The organism is Paraburkholderia sp. CNPSo 3281 (genome assembly GCF_024206515.1).
Classification (GTDB): domain Bacteria; phylum Pseudomonadota; class Gammaproteobacteria; order Burkholderiales; family Burkholderiaceae; genus Paraburkholderia; species Paraburkholderia nodosa.
In genome coordinates this window covers 109,656-125,964 of sequence record NZ_JAMBPS010000009.1, presented here as the reverse complement: position 1 = coordinate 125,964, position 16,309 = coordinate 109,656, and the positions used below count along the sequence as shown (strand labels likewise).

13 protein-coding genes are annotated in these 16,309 nt (G+C 61.3%); 7 read left to right on the top strand and 6 right to left on the bottom strand.

Going from position 1 to position 16,309, the window contains the following annotated elements; genetic code table 11:
* Positions 1-16 precede the first annotated feature (16 nt).
* On the top strand, positions 17-928 hold the full coding sequence (locus M3I56_RS12920; protein WP_254354261.1) for a LysR family transcriptional regulator: 912 nt from the start codon (positions 17-19) through the stop codon (positions 926-928).
* Positions 929-1,001: 73 nt separating this feature from the next.
* Here the strand turns inward: M3I56_RS12920 and M3I56_RS12915 are convergent, their stop codons facing one another.
* Positions 1,002-1,913 carry a LysR family transcriptional regulator gene (locus M3I56_RS12915; RefSeq protein WP_254354260.1) on the bottom strand — a complete coding sequence of 304 codons (912 nt, stop codon included), beginning with the start codon at positions 1,911-1,913 and terminating at the stop codon, positions 1,002-1,004.
* 211 nt (positions 1,914-2,124) lie between these two features.
* On the opposite strand from M3I56_RS12915, the gene M3I56_RS12910 reads away from it, so the two are divergent.
* Positions 2,125-3,102: a zinc-binding alcohol dehydrogenase family protein gene (locus tag M3I56_RS12910; RefSeq protein ID WP_254354259.1), complete on the top strand. Its 978-nt coding sequence runs from the start codon at positions 2,125-2,127 to the stop codon at positions 3,100-3,102.
* A gap of 519 nt (positions 3,103-3,621) precedes the next feature.
* Here M3I56_RS12910 and map read toward each other — a convergent pair.
* Both map and M3I56_RS12900 read right to left on the bottom strand, forming a co-directional pair.
* A complete protein-coding gene (gene map / locus M3I56_RS12905; protein ID WP_254354258.1) occupies positions 3,622-4,389 on the bottom strand; it encodes a type I methionyl aminopeptidase in 768 nt (255 codons plus the stop codon).
* The gene (locus M3I56_RS12900) at positions 4,386-4,598 is read right to left on the bottom strand and encodes a ParD-like family protein (protein ID WP_254354257.1); all 213 of its coding nucleotides are present in this window, start codon (positions 4,596-4,598) and stop codon (positions 4,386-4,388) included. Before M3I56_RS12900 ends, map begins: the two co-directional genes overlap by 4 nt.
* 229 nt (positions 4,599-4,827) lie before the next feature.
* Here M3I56_RS12900 and M3I56_RS12895 point away from each other — a divergent pair, with 229 nt between their 5' ends.
* Positions 4,828-5,184 carry an STAS/SEC14 domain-containing protein gene (locus M3I56_RS12895; RefSeq protein WP_028205466.1) on the top strand — a complete coding sequence of 119 codons (357 nt, stop codon included), beginning with the start codon at positions 4,828-4,830 and terminating at the stop codon, positions 5,182-5,184.
* Positions 5,185-5,330: 146 nt separating this feature from the next.
* Here the strand turns inward: M3I56_RS12895 and M3I56_RS12890 are convergent, their stop codons facing one another.
* Positions 5,331-5,795, bottom strand: a complete 465-nt coding sequence (locus M3I56_RS12890; protein ID WP_254354256.1) for a YafY family protein — start codon at positions 5,793-5,795, stop codon at positions 5,331-5,333.
* A gap of 593 nt (positions 5,796-6,388) precedes the next feature.
* Between M3I56_RS12890 and M3I56_RS12885 the strand changes: the two genes are divergently transcribed.
* The 4 genes from M3I56_RS12885 (at position 6,389) to M3I56_RS12870 (ending at position 15,486) form a co-directional block, all read left to right on the top strand.
* Positions 6,389-11,881 (top strand): AAA family ATPase, encoded by a 5,493-nt coding sequence (locus M3I56_RS12885; protein ID WP_254354255.1) that lies wholly within the window; start codon positions 6,389-6,391, stop codon positions 11,879-11,881.
* Positions 11,882-11,970: 89 nt separating this feature from the next.
* Entirely contained in the window at positions 11,971-14,415 is a 2,445-nt protein-coding gene (locus M3I56_RS12880) for a PAS domain-containing protein (RefSeq protein WP_254354254.1), read from the top strand.
* Positions 14,415-14,786 (top strand): response regulator transcription factor, encoded by a 372-nt coding sequence (locus tag M3I56_RS12875; RefSeq protein ID WP_254354253.1) that lies wholly within the window; start codon positions 14,415-14,417, stop codon positions 14,784-14,786. Before M3I56_RS12880 ends, M3I56_RS12875 begins: the two co-directional genes overlap by 1 nt.
* Before the next feature lie 31 nt (positions 14,787-14,817).
* Positions 14,818-15,486, top strand: coding sequence for a response regulator transcription factor (locus M3I56_RS12870; protein ID WP_254354317.1), 669 nt, complete (start codon positions 14,818-14,820; stop codon positions 15,484-15,486).
* Between the two features lie 106 nt (positions 15,487-15,592).
* Here M3I56_RS12870 and M3I56_RS12865 read toward each other — a convergent pair whose 3' ends face one another.
* Together M3I56_RS12865 and M3I56_RS12860 are read right to left on the bottom strand one after the other, a co-directional pair.
* Positions 15,593-16,036: a hypothetical protein gene (locus M3I56_RS12865; RefSeq protein WP_254354316.1), complete on the bottom strand. Its 444-nt coding sequence runs from the start codon at positions 16,034-16,036 to the stop codon at positions 15,593-15,595.
* Positions 16,036-16,278 (bottom strand): hypothetical protein, encoded by a 243-nt coding sequence (locus M3I56_RS12860; protein WP_254354252.1) that lies wholly within the window; start codon positions 16,276-16,278, stop codon positions 16,036-16,038. Before M3I56_RS12860 ends, M3I56_RS12865 begins: the two co-directional genes overlap by 1 nt.
* Positions 16,279-16,309: the final 31 nt, after the last annotated feature.

Here is a 16,309-nt window from a genome sequence, read left to right as displayed (position 1 = left end):
ACGGAGCGTAACGCTAATGAAAGATCTGAATACGCTGCTGATTTTTGCGAAGGTTGTCGAGGCGAGCAGCTTCTCGGAGGGCGCGAGGCGGCTCAAGATGCCCATTTCCTCAGTGAGCCGCCGTATTGCCGAACTCGAAAATCAGCTGGGTGTTCGTTTGCTCGATCGATCCACGCATCACCTGAGGCTCACGGACTTCGGCACCGAAGTATTCGAGCTCGCAAGACAGGCCACCGAGGTCAGCGAAGCCGTCGACAATGTCATTTCGAACCGCCTGCCCGAGGTGTCCGGCGCCGTACGGCTCTGTGCGCCGCCAAACCTCTCCGATTCGCTGATCGTACCTGTCGTCGGAGCCTTTCAGCAGTCTTACCCGAACGTTGAGGTCAAGGCATTCATTACCGAACGCATCGTCGACCAGATAGCCGAGGACGTCGATATCGCGTTCAAGGTCGGAACTTTCACCGACGCGACGCTCGCAGCGCGCACGCTTCTGACCTACCGGCATCAGGTCGTTGCAAGTCCGAAGTACCTCGCCAGATGCCCTCCTCCGGAATCGCCGCGGGACCTTCCCGCGCACCGGCTTTTCGCGTTCTCTTTCTGGAAGCCGGACTATAGCTGGAGCTTCGTCCACGTCAACGGCCGGGACACCGAAACGGTTTCCTTCCAGCCGGCAATCGCCATGAACGATTACACGGGGCTCATCGTGGCGTTGCTCGAAGGCTGCGGCATCGGGGAACTGCCACCCATCGTCCAGCCAGACCTCGTGCGCAGCGGGCAGCTCGTCGAGGTCTTGCCGGACTGGCATCTGCCGGTGTTCGACCTGACCATCGCCAACCTGCGCGACCGCTATCTGCCCCGGCAGGTCCGCATCTTCAGGGACTTCGCGTCGAAGATGGTGCCCGGGCTCTTTGGCGCCTTACCATCCTGAAAGGCGGAAACAGGCGATACCATCGAACCCGTTTCAATCATTCGCAATCTTTAAGGAATTCGAATGTTCCGCACTACTCCGGAAGATCCGGAAACAACACCGGTGCCATTTCGATCGCGAATTCCTTGAAGAGCCTGCACGGTTTCGAAATGTGCCGGTTGCCCAGGTAGACGAGGGAGAGGTCGTATGTCGGGAGGCGCCACTGCGGCATCACCTCCACCAGCTTGCCCTCGCGGACGAGATCGGGCCGAACCACCGGAGGCAGCTCACCAATGCCGGAACCCGCCAGCAACATGGAAGCGAGGCCGGCAAAATCGTTCATGGCGAATAACGGCTGGAACGTGAGCGTCTGCTTTTCGCCTCCATTCTTGTGCACGAAGCACCAGCTGCAATCCGGCTTCCAGTGCGAAAACGCAAGCAGGCGATGCTCGAGCAGATCCTGCGGCTTTCGGATCGCCCCGCAACGCTCGAGGCAGGCGGGCGTTGCCACGATGCGATGACGATAGGCCAGGAGGCGCCGCGCGACCAGCGACGAATCGCGCAGCGTCCCAACGCGGAACACGAGGTCGACGCCGTCTGCGATATGTTCGACGTAGCGCTCGGTAACGAGAATCTGAAAACGCACGTTCGGATAGCGCTTCTGGAATTCCATGACGAGCGGCGTCAGCAAGGTATCCGAAACGCTCGGCGGCGCCGAAAGGCGCAAGAGCCCGGACATGTCCGAGAGATGGTTGGAAGCGACGCTGTCGATGGCCTCACCCAGCTCGACGCCTCGCACGGCTTGCTCGTACACCTCCTTGCCGAGGTCGGTGAGGGTGAGATTACGCGTGGATCGTTCGAGGAGGCGAACGCCGAGCGCCTGCTCGAACTCCGCGATGTGCCGGCTGACCGTGGAGACCGGCATGCCAAGCCGGCGTGCCGCCCCGGAAAGGCTGCCCGATTCGACCACCTTTGCGAATATCACCAGCGAGTTGAGGTTCGCCATCGCTTTTCCATCATTGGAAAACCATTGTGCGCCAATCGTCGGCGGCGTCGCAAGGAAGGGTGCCAACCGGAGCGCGAGCGCGCAAGTGACATGTCATGGCACGCCGATCTTCCCGGAACTGGAAAACGATTTTCTGCTTTGCCGCCTACCGGAAAATCGCACCTGCTCTATGGTTTTGCATATACACCCGCGAGCCGCAAAGGAGGCGTCGATGACGACCATGAAAGCCGCAGTGATCCATGAGCCGGGCGGCCCTGAAGTGCTCAAGCTCGAACAGCGTCCGATCCCGACGCCGCAGCGCGGCGAGGTGCTGATCCGCGTGAAGGCATTCGGAATCAACCGGTCCGAAATGTTCACGCGCCAGGGATTTTCCCAGAGCGTGAAGTTTCCGCGCGTGCTGGGAATTGAGGCGGTCGGCATCGTGGAAGACGCACCGGGAATGGAGTTCGCCAAGGGCGATACGGTTGCCACCGCGATGGGAGGCCTGGGGCGTGAGTTCGACGGCAGTTATGCGGAGTACACCTGCGTACCTGCCCGGCAGGTGCAAAAACTGATCACTGGCTTGCCCTGGGAAACGCTCGGCGCAATGCCGGAAATGCTTCAAACCGCGTGGGGCTCGCTGTTCAAGGCCCTCGCGCTGCAGAAGCGGGACCGGCTGCTGGTTCGCGGCGGAACGACATCGGTTGGACTTGCCGCTGCGGCAATCGCCAAGGCACACGGTGCGTTTGTGATATCGACGACTCGCAATCCGCAGAAAGGCGACGCGCTGCGTGCTAACGGCGCCGACCGTGTCGTCATAGACTCGGGCGCAATCGCGCAGGAGATCGGCGAAGTGTCGCCCGGCGGCGTGGATAAAGTGCTGGAACTCATCGGCACCGCGACACTGAAGGATTCGTTGCGCTGCGCGAAACAGGGCGGCGTGGTGTGCATGACGGGCATTGTTGGCAACCAGTGGTCGTTCGATACCTTCAGCCCGATGGAAGTGATACCGAGCACGGTGAAACTGACCATTTACGACGGCGGAGTCAATGAATTCATGGCGACCCCGTACGACGAATTGCTGGAGCAGGTGAAGGCCGGAACACTTCGCATCCCCGTTGGGAAGGTTTTTCGGCTCGACGATATCGTAGAAGCACACCGGTGCATGGAAGAGAACAAGGCCGGAGGGAAGATCGTCGTGCTGCCATGAAGGCGACTTCCAGGCGATGCCACTGACCGATGGGAGCCCCGATCTCGCGATTCGCCATGCGCATTGACAACGGATGACCAGAAGGCACCCGCGCCCGGCCGCGGTGCCCGCCGAGCATCTTCGCCAAAGGCGACGCGCCCGATCTAGCCCAGACTGCAGTGCGCCGCAAGCTTCCCTAATTTTATTGTTGTGCTGTGCCGACACGACGCGCCGCTATTTTTGTCGGCTAGAAGAATGTCACGCGCCTTGCGTAATCTGGCGATGCGCCTGAACACGGAATAGCCCCCGTTCGGTGCACCCCTCGGCCGCGTCCCTGTATGCGGCTTTTTTTATGCACTGCAAACATTTGAGGCCGCTTTGCCTTGCGCCCACGAACGGCCAATCGAGGTTCGCACCGCCGCGGCATTCGTGGCAGGGCGAACTGACATCGAACATCCAGCGTTGATACGCCGCCGCAAAGGCACACCTGCCACTAAGTGAAAACCTCGCTCCGGGTTCGGCGCACCGCTCCCCGAGCCGTCAGTCGAGCATCGTTTCCCCGGGGCGCAGCGTCAAGACCCGCACGCCGTTTCGGGTCACGGCTACGGTGTGCTCGAACTGAGCGGACAGTTGCCCGTCGCGTGTAACGACCGTCCAGCCATCCTCTTCGGTCCAAACGGCAGACCGCCCCTGGTTAAACATCGGTTCGATGGTGAACACCATTCCTTCGCGTAACATCAAACCTGTTTGCGGCTTTCCCCAATGCAGCACCTGAGGATCCTCGTGCATTTCCCGCCCAATGCCATGCCCGCAGTATTCCCTTACGACCGAATAGCCATTTCTGCGGGCGTGCCGCTCAATGGCATGACCCACATCGCCAAGTCTGGCACCGGGACGAACGGCCCTGATTCCTTTCCACATCGCTTCGTAGGTCACTTGCACGAGCCGTTTGGCCAGTGGCGACACCTCACCAACCAAATATGTTTTGCTGGAATCAGCGATATATCCATTCTTCTCCAACGTGATGTCAAAATTGACGATGTCCCCGCTCCGCAAAACGTCTGTCGTGGAAGGAACGCCGTGGCAAACCACGTTATTGCGGGAAGCGTTGAGCGCATAGGCGTAGCCGTACTGGCCTTTGCTTGCCGGGCGTGCCTTGAACTCATTGACGATGAGGCTATCGACCATGTCATTCACTTGCATCGTCGACATGCCGATCAAGCTCAATGTATCCAGATAGCCAAATACGTCCGCCAGCAACTTGCCCGACTCCGCCAGCAATTCGATTTCTTCCGGCCGTTTGGTCATGGTGTAGCCACGTTGACGGATTGCGCTACAACGCCAGCGGCTCTGAGTTCGCGGGCAACGATCTCATTGAACCCCATCGTCGGATTCATTTCGCACAACATACCGATCTTGATCCAGAAGGCCGCTTGCGCATTGATTGACCGGCACGAAACCGCGCTTGCCTTTCGTATCTGATCGTGCAGATCGTCGTCGATATTCACGATACCCATGTGCCACTCCATTCATATATGATTCGTATATGGATCATATATGGAAACCGGACGACAGTGCAAGCGCCGTGGCGATGTCGCGCGGGGATGAGCGGCGAGCGGGCAGAACGCGCCGCTCGCATCTCGCAAGCCGACCGGGCGCGAGGAAAGGGGTACCATGAGAAAGCTATCGAACGCCAGGCTGATCCGCGCCTGAGCGTGTAACGTCTCCGTACCCAGGGGGCCCGCCATGATCCAGTATCACTCCACTCCCGATTCGCCGGTCGTCGAAATCACCGTCGAAGGCAAAATCACCGACCACGATCTGCGCGAAGCCATCGAGCGCATGCGTGGCGATCTTGAACTGAACGGGAAGACCCGTGTGCTCGAACGCATCGAGCACTTCAGCGGTATCGAGCCGAAGGCGCTGTGGACCGACATGACGCTCGGCGTCTCCCTCGCCCGCAAGGTCACACGCGCCGCGGTGGTGGCCGACGCCGCCTGGATTCGCGCCTCGATGCATTTGGCCCGATTCTTTACCAAGGCTGAAATCAAGGCGTTCCACACTAACGAACTGGAGCAGGCGCGAGCCTGGATCAACGCCTGAACGTCGCCTGCCGCCGCACGCTTCGGACGGCAGGCGGCGAGGAGCCGTCATTCGTTCCCCAACGTCGGTTTGACTGCTTTCGCAGTCAGGATGCGCTTTGCCTTCATGACAGCGGACAGCGCAGTCGCGAGCACGGAGAACACAATTTATTCCGGCAGATCGATCCCGCGCGATTGCTTCATATGCTGTTTCCACCGTGCCATCAGTGTTCTTCTCCGCACATCATGCGGCTCGTCAAGAAACGTGGCGTCGACAATCCGATCCGCCCTGAAGTGACGAAATTCCTGACGTAGTTCGCACCACGCAACAAGTAGTCGGACAGCATCCGCGTACCCAATGAGCAGCGGCCATATTGTGCGTTCGCTCGCGCGTCCGCGTTCGTCGCGGTAACGGATTCGAAGCTTGCGACCCACGCGAATCCATTCGCGAACCTGCGCGATGTTCAGCATATCGGCCGGCGACGATTGTGGCGGCGGCGTGCTGACTGTCGGCTCCGCGATGAATGGCCTCAACTGGTCCGGCACCGCCGCCGTGATCTTGGCGATCAGATCCTGAGCGGCTCTTGCCAGCACCGGATCGCTTCGTTGGGCGACCCATTGTGCGCCGAGCACGGCGGCTTCCTTCGTATGCCTAATCTATTTTTAATCAGAATCGCCGAAACGACACAGACGGCGCTTCCCTGGTGCAGGGATGCTTCCCAGCGCGTCCGACGGGGCAACGAGGGCGGCGAGCGCGACCTGGTCTACTCGGGGATGACCGTCAAGCAGATTGCGCACAGCCTGGGATTCGAGGACAGTGCGAATTCCGGAGCGCCGCTCATCACGATCTGGCATTGGGTATGTGACAGCGAGAGGGAGATACGGGGACTAAACGATGGCCACCGTATTGCGGCGGTTGCGTGAATAAACGCTCAACGGCTGAGAATATTTATGTAAGTTCTGACTGCATCCGATAGCACGCAAGGGCGTAGCGCACAGCACGCGCCATCGACTCCGCTAACGACGAAAGCACGCGTTGCCATGGCATTGACGGAACAGCTCAGCGCTACGCCCCGCGAGTTTTCCCGTGCTCAAGTGCATTGACGCATCTGCTACCATTCGAATCGACAGTCCTGCGCATAACTTCTAGAAAAATATGGACTATGACATGGCGTTGCGTAGCACGCAGAAGCCGAATCTGGATCCATAAGCGACTCCTTCAGAGCATGTCATCTGAGACCCGGTCCAACTCGATTGCAGATAGCAGCCAGGTGTTATGGGAGGATGGCGACCGGGTCTTTTCCCGCGCATGGCGCTTGAGCCTGGATGGCGCGCAGACTTCGGTCATGGAGTTGCGGCCTTCCGCCGCCAGCCGCACGCCCGCGAGCCTCGAACGCCTCGCGCACGAGTACCAGCTGAAAGACGAGCTTTCCGGCGATTGGGCCGTGCGGCCGCTCGAACTCGTGCAGGAAGGCAGTCAAACCGTACTGGTGCTCGAGGATTCGGGCGCCGCTCCGCTCGACCGGCTGATTGGCTCGCCGCTTCCGCTAGAACGCTTCCTGCAACTCGCTATCGACATTGTCGCTGCCTTGGGCAAGGCTCATCAGTGCGGTCTCATCCACAAGGACATCAAGCCGGTGCATATCCTGGTGAACGACGCAACGGGTGAGGTCAGGCTCACCGGCTTCGGTATCGCATCGCGACTTCCGCGCGAACGCCAGAGCCCGGAACATCCCGAATTGATCGCCGGAACCCTTGCGTACATGGCGCCTGAGCAGACCGGCCGGATGAACCGGTCGATCGATTCGCGCAGCGATCTTTACGCGCTCGGTATCACGTTGTACGAGCTGTTGACCGGAACCCTTCCTTTCACTGCGCTGGACCCGCTGGAATGGGTGCATTGCCACATCGCGCGGCAGCCGGCTGCGCCGGACGAGCGCGCCAAAGGCATCCCTGCCCCGCTCTCGGCCATCGTCATGAAGCTGTTGTCGAAATCCGCCGAGGACCGCTATCAAACCGCGAGCGGCCTCGAGTGGGACCTCAGAAGGTGCCTGGCGGAATGGGAGGCCGCCCATCAAATCGCACCTTTCCCGCTTGGAACGCACGACACGACCCGACAGCTTCTGATTCCCGAAAAGCTCTATGGGCGCCGCAGGGAAATCGCGACGCTTCTGGATGCCTTCGAGCGCGTCGTCACGCAAGGCACGCGGGAACTGGTCCTCGTGTCCGGCTACCCGGGCATCGGCAAGTCGTCCGTCGTCAATGAATTGCACAAGGTTATCGTGCTGCCCCGCGGCATCTTCATTTCGGGAAAGTTCGACCTGCGCCTGAGGGATATTCCCTACTCCACCTTGGCCCAGGCATTCGCCGAATTGATCCGACAAATCCTGAACGGACAGAATGTCGACGTTGCGCGTTGGCGCGTGGCAATCGAAGAAGCTGTCGGCCAGCACGGGAGATTGCTAACCGATTTAATCCCCGAACTCGCCAGCTTGATCGGACCGCAGCCCCCGGTCCCCGCACTCGCGCCGCTCGAAACCCAGTTGCGGTTTCAATCCGTCTTTCAAAAGTTCGTTAGCGTGTTCGCGCGCGCAGAGCATCCGCTCGTCATATTCGTCGACGACCTCCAGTGGCTCGATCCGGCCACCTTAACCATGGTGGAATACCTGATCACGCATGCCCACACGCACCACCTGCTGTTAATCGGCGCATATCGCGACAACGAGGTCGCGCCCGGGCATCCCTTGACGAGTACGTTCCATTCGATTCGCAAGGCCGGAACGGCGGTGCACGAGATCGCACTTGGCCCGCTCTCGCGACGTGATTTCAGCGAGCTGCTTTGCGACGCTTTCAGATGCACGCGCGAGCAAGCCTTGCCTCTGGCAAAGCTGGTTCACCGGAAAACCGGCGGCAATCCATTCTTTGCAGGACAATTTCTGACGAATCTCGCCGAGGAAGGGCTCCTCGCGTTCGAGTCGAGTTCGGCCTCGTGGCGATGGAGTCTCGAACACATCGACGCAAAAGGCTTCACCGAAAACGTCGTGGATCTGATGATCCGCAGGCTACAGCGGCTTTCGTCCACCACACAGGACGCGGTGATGCTGCTCGCCTGCCTCGGCAGCCAGGCCGACTTCGGCACGCTCGCGAGCGTCTGGGGCGGCTCCGAGGCCAAGGTCCATGCCGATTTCGCGGACGCCGTCCGGGCCGGCGCGATCATCTCCATGGACCGCAGCTTCAAGTTCGTGCATGACCGGGTGCAAGAAGCCGCGTACGCGCTGATCCCGCCCGATTCGCGCGCCGAGCATCACCTGCGCATTGGCCGCCTGCTGTTGTCGCGGCTCGATGACGCGGACATTTCGGCCAGAATTTTCGATCTCGTGAACCAGCTGAATCCGGGATGCGAACTGATGGTCGAGCGGCCCGAACGACATCGCGCAGCCGCCCTCAATCTCGAAGCCGCAAAAAAGGCGAAAGCCTCCACCGCTTACCGTTCGGCCTGCAATTATCTGGCGACCGCTGCGTCGCTGCTATCGCAGCAAGGATGGGACGACTGTTACGAGCTAACCTTCAGCGTCTGGTTCGAGCGGGCTGACTGCGAGTTTCTTCTCTCCCACCTCGGCGAGGCTACCGAATGGATCGATGAAATATTGCGTCGAGCGCAATCGAAGATCCACCGCGCCGAAGCCTACCGGCTCAGGATGGTCCTGCAGTTGGTGACCGGCGACAATGCGTCCGCGGTCAGCACCGCCCGCGAATGCCTGGGCATGTTCGATATCGACTTGCCCGATCATCCTACGGATACCGAAGTATCGGCAGAGTACGAAGCGGTCTGGGCGCATCTCGGCGCGCGCCCGATCGAAAGCCTTCTTGATCTCGCGATGATGGAAGACCCGGAGATGCGCGAGGTCATGAACATCTTCCACATGCTGGGGCAGACGGCCTATTTCACCGATATCAACCTCGCCCAGACGATTGCGTGCCGAATGGTCGCTGTGACGCTGCAATACGGCACAACCGATTCGGCTGTCATCGCCTATGCGTTCATTTCCATCCTTCTGGGGCCGTTCTTCCACCGCTACCAGGAGGGCGAAGCGTTCGCCCGGCTGGCGGTCGCAGTGGCGGAGAAGCACCGCTTCACCGCTCAACACGTGGCCGCACATTTCTTTATGCAAATGGCGGTTCTCTGGACGCAACCGATCGAAGTCGCATTAGGGTGCGTCGATACTGCCATTCGGTATGCGCAGGAGACAGGCGAGGTCATCTATGCCAGCTTCAGCCTCGAACATCGGCTAACGGATCTTCTGGCACGCGGGGTTCACCTCGACGAGGCGTGGCTCGAATCGATCAAGGCCATTGCGTTCGTCGAGCGAATCAGCTTCCGTCACGTGCACGATATTCTCACGTGCATCCAGCAATTCATTCAGAAACTTCGCGGGCGCGCCGGCGACCAGACAGTCGTCGAAGACGCGACGATTGAGGCGCAAATCACGGAAAGCGGTATTGCCGTGGTCAACTGCTTCTACTGGATTTTGCGGGTGCAGCGCCACTATCTGTTGGGCGAACACGAGAAGGCGCTCGAGTGCGCCGCCCGCGTCAAGCCGATTCTCTGGTCCGCACGCTGCCATATCCAGTTCTCCAACTACTGCCTTTACTATTCGCTTGCACTCGCAGCCGTTCACAACACCTCGTCGAGCGGGCGGCAAGCCGGGATCGAGACGGACATCGCCGCAAACATTCAGGCATTCGAAAGATGGGCACAAAGCGGCCCGGTCACGTTTGCGCACAAGCATCTGCTGCTGTGCGCTGAACTGGCCCGTCTGAACGCAGACGCAATGCAGGCCTTGCGGCTTTATGAGGATGCCGCGCGCCTGGCAGGCGCGCGAGGCTTCGTTCAGGATCAGGCACTGGCTAACGAGCTGGCTGGGCAGTGCTGCCTCGCCGCTGGCCTCGAGCGCGCGGCGCGCACCTATTTGCGCGAGGCGCGGGACTGCTACTCGCAATGGGGTGCACACGGCAAAATCGAACAACTGGAGCAGCGCTACCCCTTGAGCAAGCCCGAAGCGGCGTCTGTCTCGCGCGTGACTATCGAGGAGTACGCCGAGCAACTGGATGTTGCGACAATCGTGAAGACGGCTCAGGCAATTTCAGGCGAAATGGTGCTTGAAAATCTGATCAAATCCTTGATGGTGACCGCGGTCGAGCACGCTGGCGCCGAACGCGGTCTGTTGATCCTTCCACAGGGCGCCCACCTGCGCATCGAGGCCGAAGCCACGACTCAAGGCAGCCAGGTCGTCGTGCGATTGCCGCAGCAGTCGCCGAGTTCGGCCGCGTTGCCCGACTCGCTCTTGCACTATGTCGCAAACACGTGCGAGCCCGTCATCATCGACGACGCCTCTGCCGAAAACCGGTTTTCCGCCGATCCCTATATCCGCCAGCAAGGCGCGCGTTCCGTCCTTTGCTTGCCGTTACTCAAGCAGGCCAGGCTGATCGGCGTCCTCTACCTCGAGAACAACCTCGCGTCCGGCGTTTTTGCTCCGAAGCGCATCGCCATGTTGAAGCTGCTCGCCTCGCAGGCGGCGATTGCCCTGGAAAACGCCAGCCTGTACCGCGATCTCGCAGAACGTGAGGCGAAGATCCGGCGCCTCGTCGACGCCAACATCGTCGGCATCTTGATTGGGGACGTCGAGGGGCGGATCCTCGAAGCGAACGACGCGTTTCTCCGTATGGTGGGATACGACCGTGACGATCTGCAGCTTGGGAGTCTCAGCTGGAGGGACCTCACACCACCCGAGTGGGTCGAGCGCAGCAGACTGGTGTGGGAGAAGCTGAACGAGACCGGGATATTACAGCCCTACGAGAAAGAATACTTCAGGAAGGATGGCAGCCGCGTGCCGGTGCTGATCGGCATGGCCATGCTGGGCGAGAACGCGACTAAAGCTATCGCGTTTGTACTCGATCTGAGCGAGCTGAAGCGGGCGGAAGCGCAGGCGCGCCAACTGCAGCTCGAGCTTGCGCATGCGAACCGTGTCACGGCCATTGGACAGCTCGCGGCGTCGATTAGCCACGAAATGAAGCAGCCGGTTGCGGCGACGGCCGTCAATGCGTCAACAGGTCTGCGTTGCCTCGAGCTCGATCCGCCCAACGTAGGAGAGGCCCGCCAGGCGTTCGATCGTATCGTTCGTGACACGAGGCGTGCAGGCGAAGTGATCAAGCGGATTCATGGCCTTGTCAACAAGGCCCCGACGATCAACGAGATCCTGCAGATCAACGAGGCAATTCGCGAGGTTCTGGCGCTCGCGTCCAGCGAAGCGAACCGGAACGGCGTTTCTGTGCGGCTGCAGCTTGCGGAAGCTTTACCGCCCATCAAAGGCGACCGGGTGCAAATCCAGCAGGTGATGCTGAACCTTATTATCAATGCCATCGACGCCATGAGCACGGTTGACGATGGGCCGCGAGAATTGACGATCAGCACCGCCATCAACGAGCCGGGTGCCGTTCTTGTAGCAGTGCGCGATCGCGGCCCGGGTATCGCCCCAGAGAACACCGAGCGCCTGTTTGAGCCGTTTTATACGACGAAGGCTAGCGGGATGGGTATGGGGCTCTCGATATGCCACTCGATCGTCAAGGCGCATGGCGGCCGATTGTGGGCTAGCGCCAACGTCCCCCGTGGCGCGCTCTTTCAATTCACGTTGCCAGTCAACCCCGCTGTTTCTGCGTAAGCCGGCCCAAAACCGACACCAAGGTATATTGACTCCCCGTTCTCAAAAGCCGATTGTTGTATCGTCAGGCGCGTGGTAAAGGGACGGAGATGGACAACGAACTCAGTCGTACTGTGGATGCGCTACCGGGGCTGGTATGGACAGCCTTTCCCGACGGCCGCATCGAGTTCGTCAATCGACGCTGGTGCGAATATACGGGGCTTTCCGTTGGTCAGGCGGCAGGCGAAGGCTGGCAAACGGCGTTCCACCCCGACGACCAGCCCGCGCTGCTCGAAGCATGGCGGGCCGTCGTCGCCTCCGGCGAGCAAGGCGAGGCGGAAGCGCGAATGCGCCGCTTCGATGGCACGTATCGCTGGTTCGCATGCCGAGCCAGTCCGATTACCGATGCTGCCGGTGCAGTCATAAAGTGGTGCGGGATCAACTCGGACATCGAGGACCGTAAGCAGACCGAAGCGGCACTGCGCGCGCAAGAGCAGCGCTTCGAGTTGATCGTCGATAGCCTCCCCACCCGGGTCGTCCTCTTTGCACCCGACGGTGACGTGTTGCACGCCAACCGCCATACGCTCGAATACGCCGGTGTGACCCTCGACGAGTTGCGAGCATGGAAGACCAATGGCCTGACCCACCCTGACGATCGGGACGCAGTGATCGCCCGGTTTCATGCGTCGATCAGCACCGGCGAGCCCTATGACGCGGAGTCACGCCATCGCGGTGCCGGTGGCGTCTACCGATGGTTTCGTGTGCAGGGCTTTCCGTTGCGTGACAACGAAAGGCGAATCGCGCTCTGGTATTTCCTTCAGACGGATATCGACGACCGCAAGCGTGCGGAGGCACTGCTTGCGGGCGAGAACCGCCTGCTCGAAATGATCGCCACGGGCCAGCCGTTGCCAACCGTGCTCGATGCGCTGTGCCGGCTCGTCGAAGAGATCGCGAGTGATTGCGTTTGCAGCGTCGCCTTTCAGGAGGCCCACGGCACGGCCTGCCGGCACCTGGGGTCTCCTGGCCTCCCGAAGCGCTTTCTCCCACATCCCGGTGCGCGTGCCGCCTCCCAGGACTCTGGTCCACTCGGCATGGCGGTGTCCCTCAAGGCTCAGGTGATCGTGCCCGATGTCGCATCAGACGTACGCTGGACCAGGGCGTGGCGGGAACGCAGCCTCGCGCACGGACTGCGCTCCTGCTGGGCGACACCGATCCTGTCGCGTACCAACGAAGTGCTCGGAACATTCACCCTGTTTCGGTCTGATACCGGCAATCCCACACCTCTGCAGCACGAGCTGATCGCACAGCTCACGCACATCGCGAGCATCGCCATCGAACGGGCGCACAGCATCGCAGCACGTCAACAAGCCGACGAGCGGTTACGGCAAAGCGCGGCGCTGATGGCCAAAGTGGAGCAGCTCAGCTCGAGCGGAAGCTTTTGCTGGTGCCCGCAGACCGGCTCGATCACGTGGTCGGAGCAGCTGTATGGCATCTTCGGCATCGAACCAGGCGTGCCGATTACGTTAGACATGATCGCAGCGCGCTTCCACCCTGGCGACCGTCTCATACTCGATGAAATGATCGAGCGGGCGCAAGCAGGCAAGGATCTGGAGTTCGAACACCGCCTGCTGCTGCCCGACGGATCGGTCAGGCACATTCACATCCAGGCACACCCCACGCGCGACTCGCAAGGCGGCCTCGACTACATCGGCGCCGCCCAGGACATGACGGAACGCCGGGAGTCCGAGGGGGCGCTCCTCGCGCTGCGCGCCGAATTGGCGCATCTGAGCCGGGTCAATAGCCAGGGCGCCTTGACGGCCTCGATCGCGCACGAAATCAACCAGCCGCTGGCTGGCATCGTGACCAACGCCAGCACCGGATTGCGCATGCTGAGTGCGCAGCCGCCCAATGTAGAAGGCGCGCTCGAGACGGTACGGCGTACGATCCGTGACGGGCACCGGGCGTCGGAGGTGATGGCACGCCTGCGTGCACTGTTCAGCAAGAAAGCCGTGACGACGGATGCGGTCGATCTGGTCGAAGCCACACACGAGGTGATCGAACTGCTGCAGTGCGAGATTCGCAACAAGCGGATCGTGCTCCATGTGAAGGCGGCCGACGACCTGCCGCCGGTCGTCGGGGACAGGATCCAGCTCCAGCAGGTGGTGCTGAGCCTGCTTCTCAACGCCGTGGAAGCGATGAGTGGCGTCGAAGAACGCCCACGGCAGATGCGGGTGAGCATCGAGCGCGACGATGGCGACTGCGTGCGCCTCGCCGTGACCGATTCCGGCGTGGGCATCGACCCGCAACACGCGGCCAAGCTCTTCGATCCGTTTTTTACGACCACGCGCGAAGACATGGGCATCGGCCTGTCTGTGAGCCGCCGCATCATCGAAAGTCACGGCGGCCGCCTGTGGGCCTCATCCAACGCAGACCCGGGCGCCACATTTACGTTTGCCCTCCCGCTTACGACGGACAGCGCCGCGGCTGCCGGCCAGCCCGTTCCGACGGGTCAGCCCGTGCGTTCAGACGCTGAGCAGGCCGAAAGGAACCTGTGATGGCCGAACGCCCGCTAATCGCAGTGGTAGACGATGACGAATCAGTGCGCGAATCGCTGCCCGACCTGCTGCGCGTGTTCGGTTTCGCAGCGCGGGCATTTGCGTCGGCAGAGGAGTTCCTGGCATCTGGCTGTGCCGGCAAAGCGCGCTGCCTGATTCTCGACATCGCCATGCCCGGCATGTCCGGCCATGACCTGCAGCACGAGCTCAAGCAGCGCCGGCAAGCCGTTCCGATCGTCTTCATTACGGCGCATGGTGACGAGGCGCTACGCCCACACATGCTCGAACACGGTGCCGTCGACTGTCTGTTCAAACCCTTCAGCGACACCGCCCTGCTCGGGGCGATCCAGGCCGCGCTCAAGGTCGAATGATTCCTTTCGGGGCCTGTGAATGGAGTTCGCAATGACACCCGCACATGCAGTTGAATTCGCATCGAAATCGTCGTCGCCGCAAGCCGCGCCGGTGGTCTTCGTCGTCGACGACGATGTCTCGGTGCGCGAGTCGCTCGAAGCCATGATCCGCTTTGCGGGTCTCAGGGCGGAGACGTACGCGTGCGCTCAGGACTTCCTCGGACGCCCGCGCGCGATGGTCCCGAACTGCCTGGTGCTGGACGTGAGCCTTCCCGATCTAAGCGGTCTCGACTTGCAGAATCTCATTGCATCCGAGCGCACCGACATGCCCATCATCTTCATCACCGGTTACGGCGACGTGCCGATGACGGTACGGGCCATGAAGGCCGGAGCGGCCGAATTTCTCACCAAGCCCTTTGACGACCAGGTTCTGCTCGATGCCATCCGGCACGCCATCGAGCGCAGCCGCGCGGCATTGAGCAAGGAAGCCGGGATGCAGTCGATCCGTGAGCGCTACACCTCGCTCAGCCGACGCGAGCGGGAGGTCATGGCGCTAGTGGTTTCAGGATTGCTGAACAAGCAGGTGGGCGCAGAATTAGGCATCAGCGAGATTACAGTGAAGGTGCACCGCCGGCACGTCATGCGCAAGATGGACGCCCGCTCGCTCGCCGAACTGGTCAACCTTGCGGGAAAACTGCACGCTGAGGGCGCATCCGCGTGACGGCCGCGTCAGCGCACCCTCAGTTCGCCGGGCGCCGCCTCGCGATCCCCGCCTCAGAGCGCCTTCGACAGCGCGATCGACAGCCATGCCCGCCCCAGGGCTCTCTTCAGGCCCATTTTGGGTCGTTAGCCGACGCGATTGCGAACGCGACAACGCATGCAGTCTTGGCAACGCACTCAACCACCGAGACGAGCGCTATGGCAACGCTGTGCGCGTACTCGAGAGGCAACGCCGGCGCTACGGCCAGCACACTCGCCGCGCAAATGAAAGCGAAGACGTGACGGGCAACGCGCAGGCCGACCACGGCGGCAAAACCAGTGAGGCATATCAGTATCTTCGACGCCAACACAGCGAGCAGTGAGGTCGAACTGATTGATCCGCTGAGTTCCAGCGGCGCCTCGATCAGTACCCAGCAACAGACCGCAACGACAGATCCCTTGAACGGGCGCTCTGCTCTGGACACCAGGTCGTCGGCATCCGCCTGGATTCCCGGCAACACCTCGCGCCTGGCCCGAGCGCGCTTCGTCAGATTGCCAGAGCCGTAGTTCATCACGCGGTCCTCCACACGGACATAGCCGGCCGAGCTTGCGCGGGCGGATACACATTCCACGATCCGTCGTCGTGACGGAAGAAGAAGATCGACAGCAGACCGCTGGGGCGCACCGCCTCGATGCACACGCAGCGCCGATGCCTCCGGGTACGGTGGACCCGCACGACATACGCGGGCATTGCGGGCCTGGGCGCGAGCCACTTCTCGACGGCCCAGTGCAGCGTCATTTCGGTCGGGCTCATGGTGGCCTCCTTCGCGTCGTTGTCTACATCA

Excerpts from the sequence above, each read along its gene's own strand:
- M3I56_RS12920 (WP_254354261.1), top strand. The coding sequence starts at position 17 with ATGAAAGATCTGAATACGCTGCTGATTTTTGCGAAGGTTGTCGAGGCG.
- M3I56_RS12915 (WP_254354260.1), bottom strand. The coding sequence starts at position 1,913 with ATGGCGAACCTCAACTCGCTGGTGATATTCGCAAAGGTGGTCGAATCG.
- M3I56_RS12910 (WP_254354259.1), top strand. The coding sequence starts at position 2,125 with ATGACGACCATGAAAGCCGCAGTGATCCATGAGCCGGGCGGCCCTGAA.
- map (WP_254354258.1), bottom strand. The coding sequence starts at position 4,389 with ATGACCAAACGGCCGGAAGAAATCGAATTGCTGGCGGAGTCGGGCAAG.
- M3I56_RS12900 (WP_254354257.1), bottom strand. The coding sequence starts at position 4,598 with ATGGGTATCGTGAATATCGACGACGATCTGCACGATCAGATACGAAAG.
- M3I56_RS12895 (WP_028205466.1), top strand. The coding sequence starts at position 4,828 with ATGATCCAGTATCACTCCACTCCCGATTCGCCGGTCGTCGAAATCACC.
- M3I56_RS12885 (WP_254354255.1), top strand. The coding sequence starts at position 6,389 with ATGTCATCTGAGACCCGGTCCAACTCGATTGCAGATAGCAGCCAGGTG.
- M3I56_RS12880 (WP_254354254.1), top strand. The coding sequence starts at position 11,971 with ATGGACAACGAACTCAGTCGTACTGTGGATGCGCTACCGGGGCTGGTA.
- M3I56_RS12875 (WP_254354253.1), top strand. The coding sequence starts at position 14,415 with ATGGCCGAACGCCCGCTAATCGCAGTGGTAGACGATGACGAATCAGTG.
- M3I56_RS12870 (WP_254354317.1), top strand. The coding sequence starts at position 14,818 with ATGACACCCGCACATGCAGTTGAATTCGCATCGAAATCGTCGTCGCCG.
- M3I56_RS12865 (WP_254354316.1), bottom strand. The coding sequence starts at position 16,036 with ATGAACTACGGCTCTGGCAATCTGACGAAGCGCGCTCGGGCCAGGCGC.
- M3I56_RS12860 (WP_254354252.1), bottom strand. The coding sequence starts at position 16,278 with ATGAGCCCGACCGAAATGACGCTGCACTGGGCCGTCGAGAAGTGGCTC.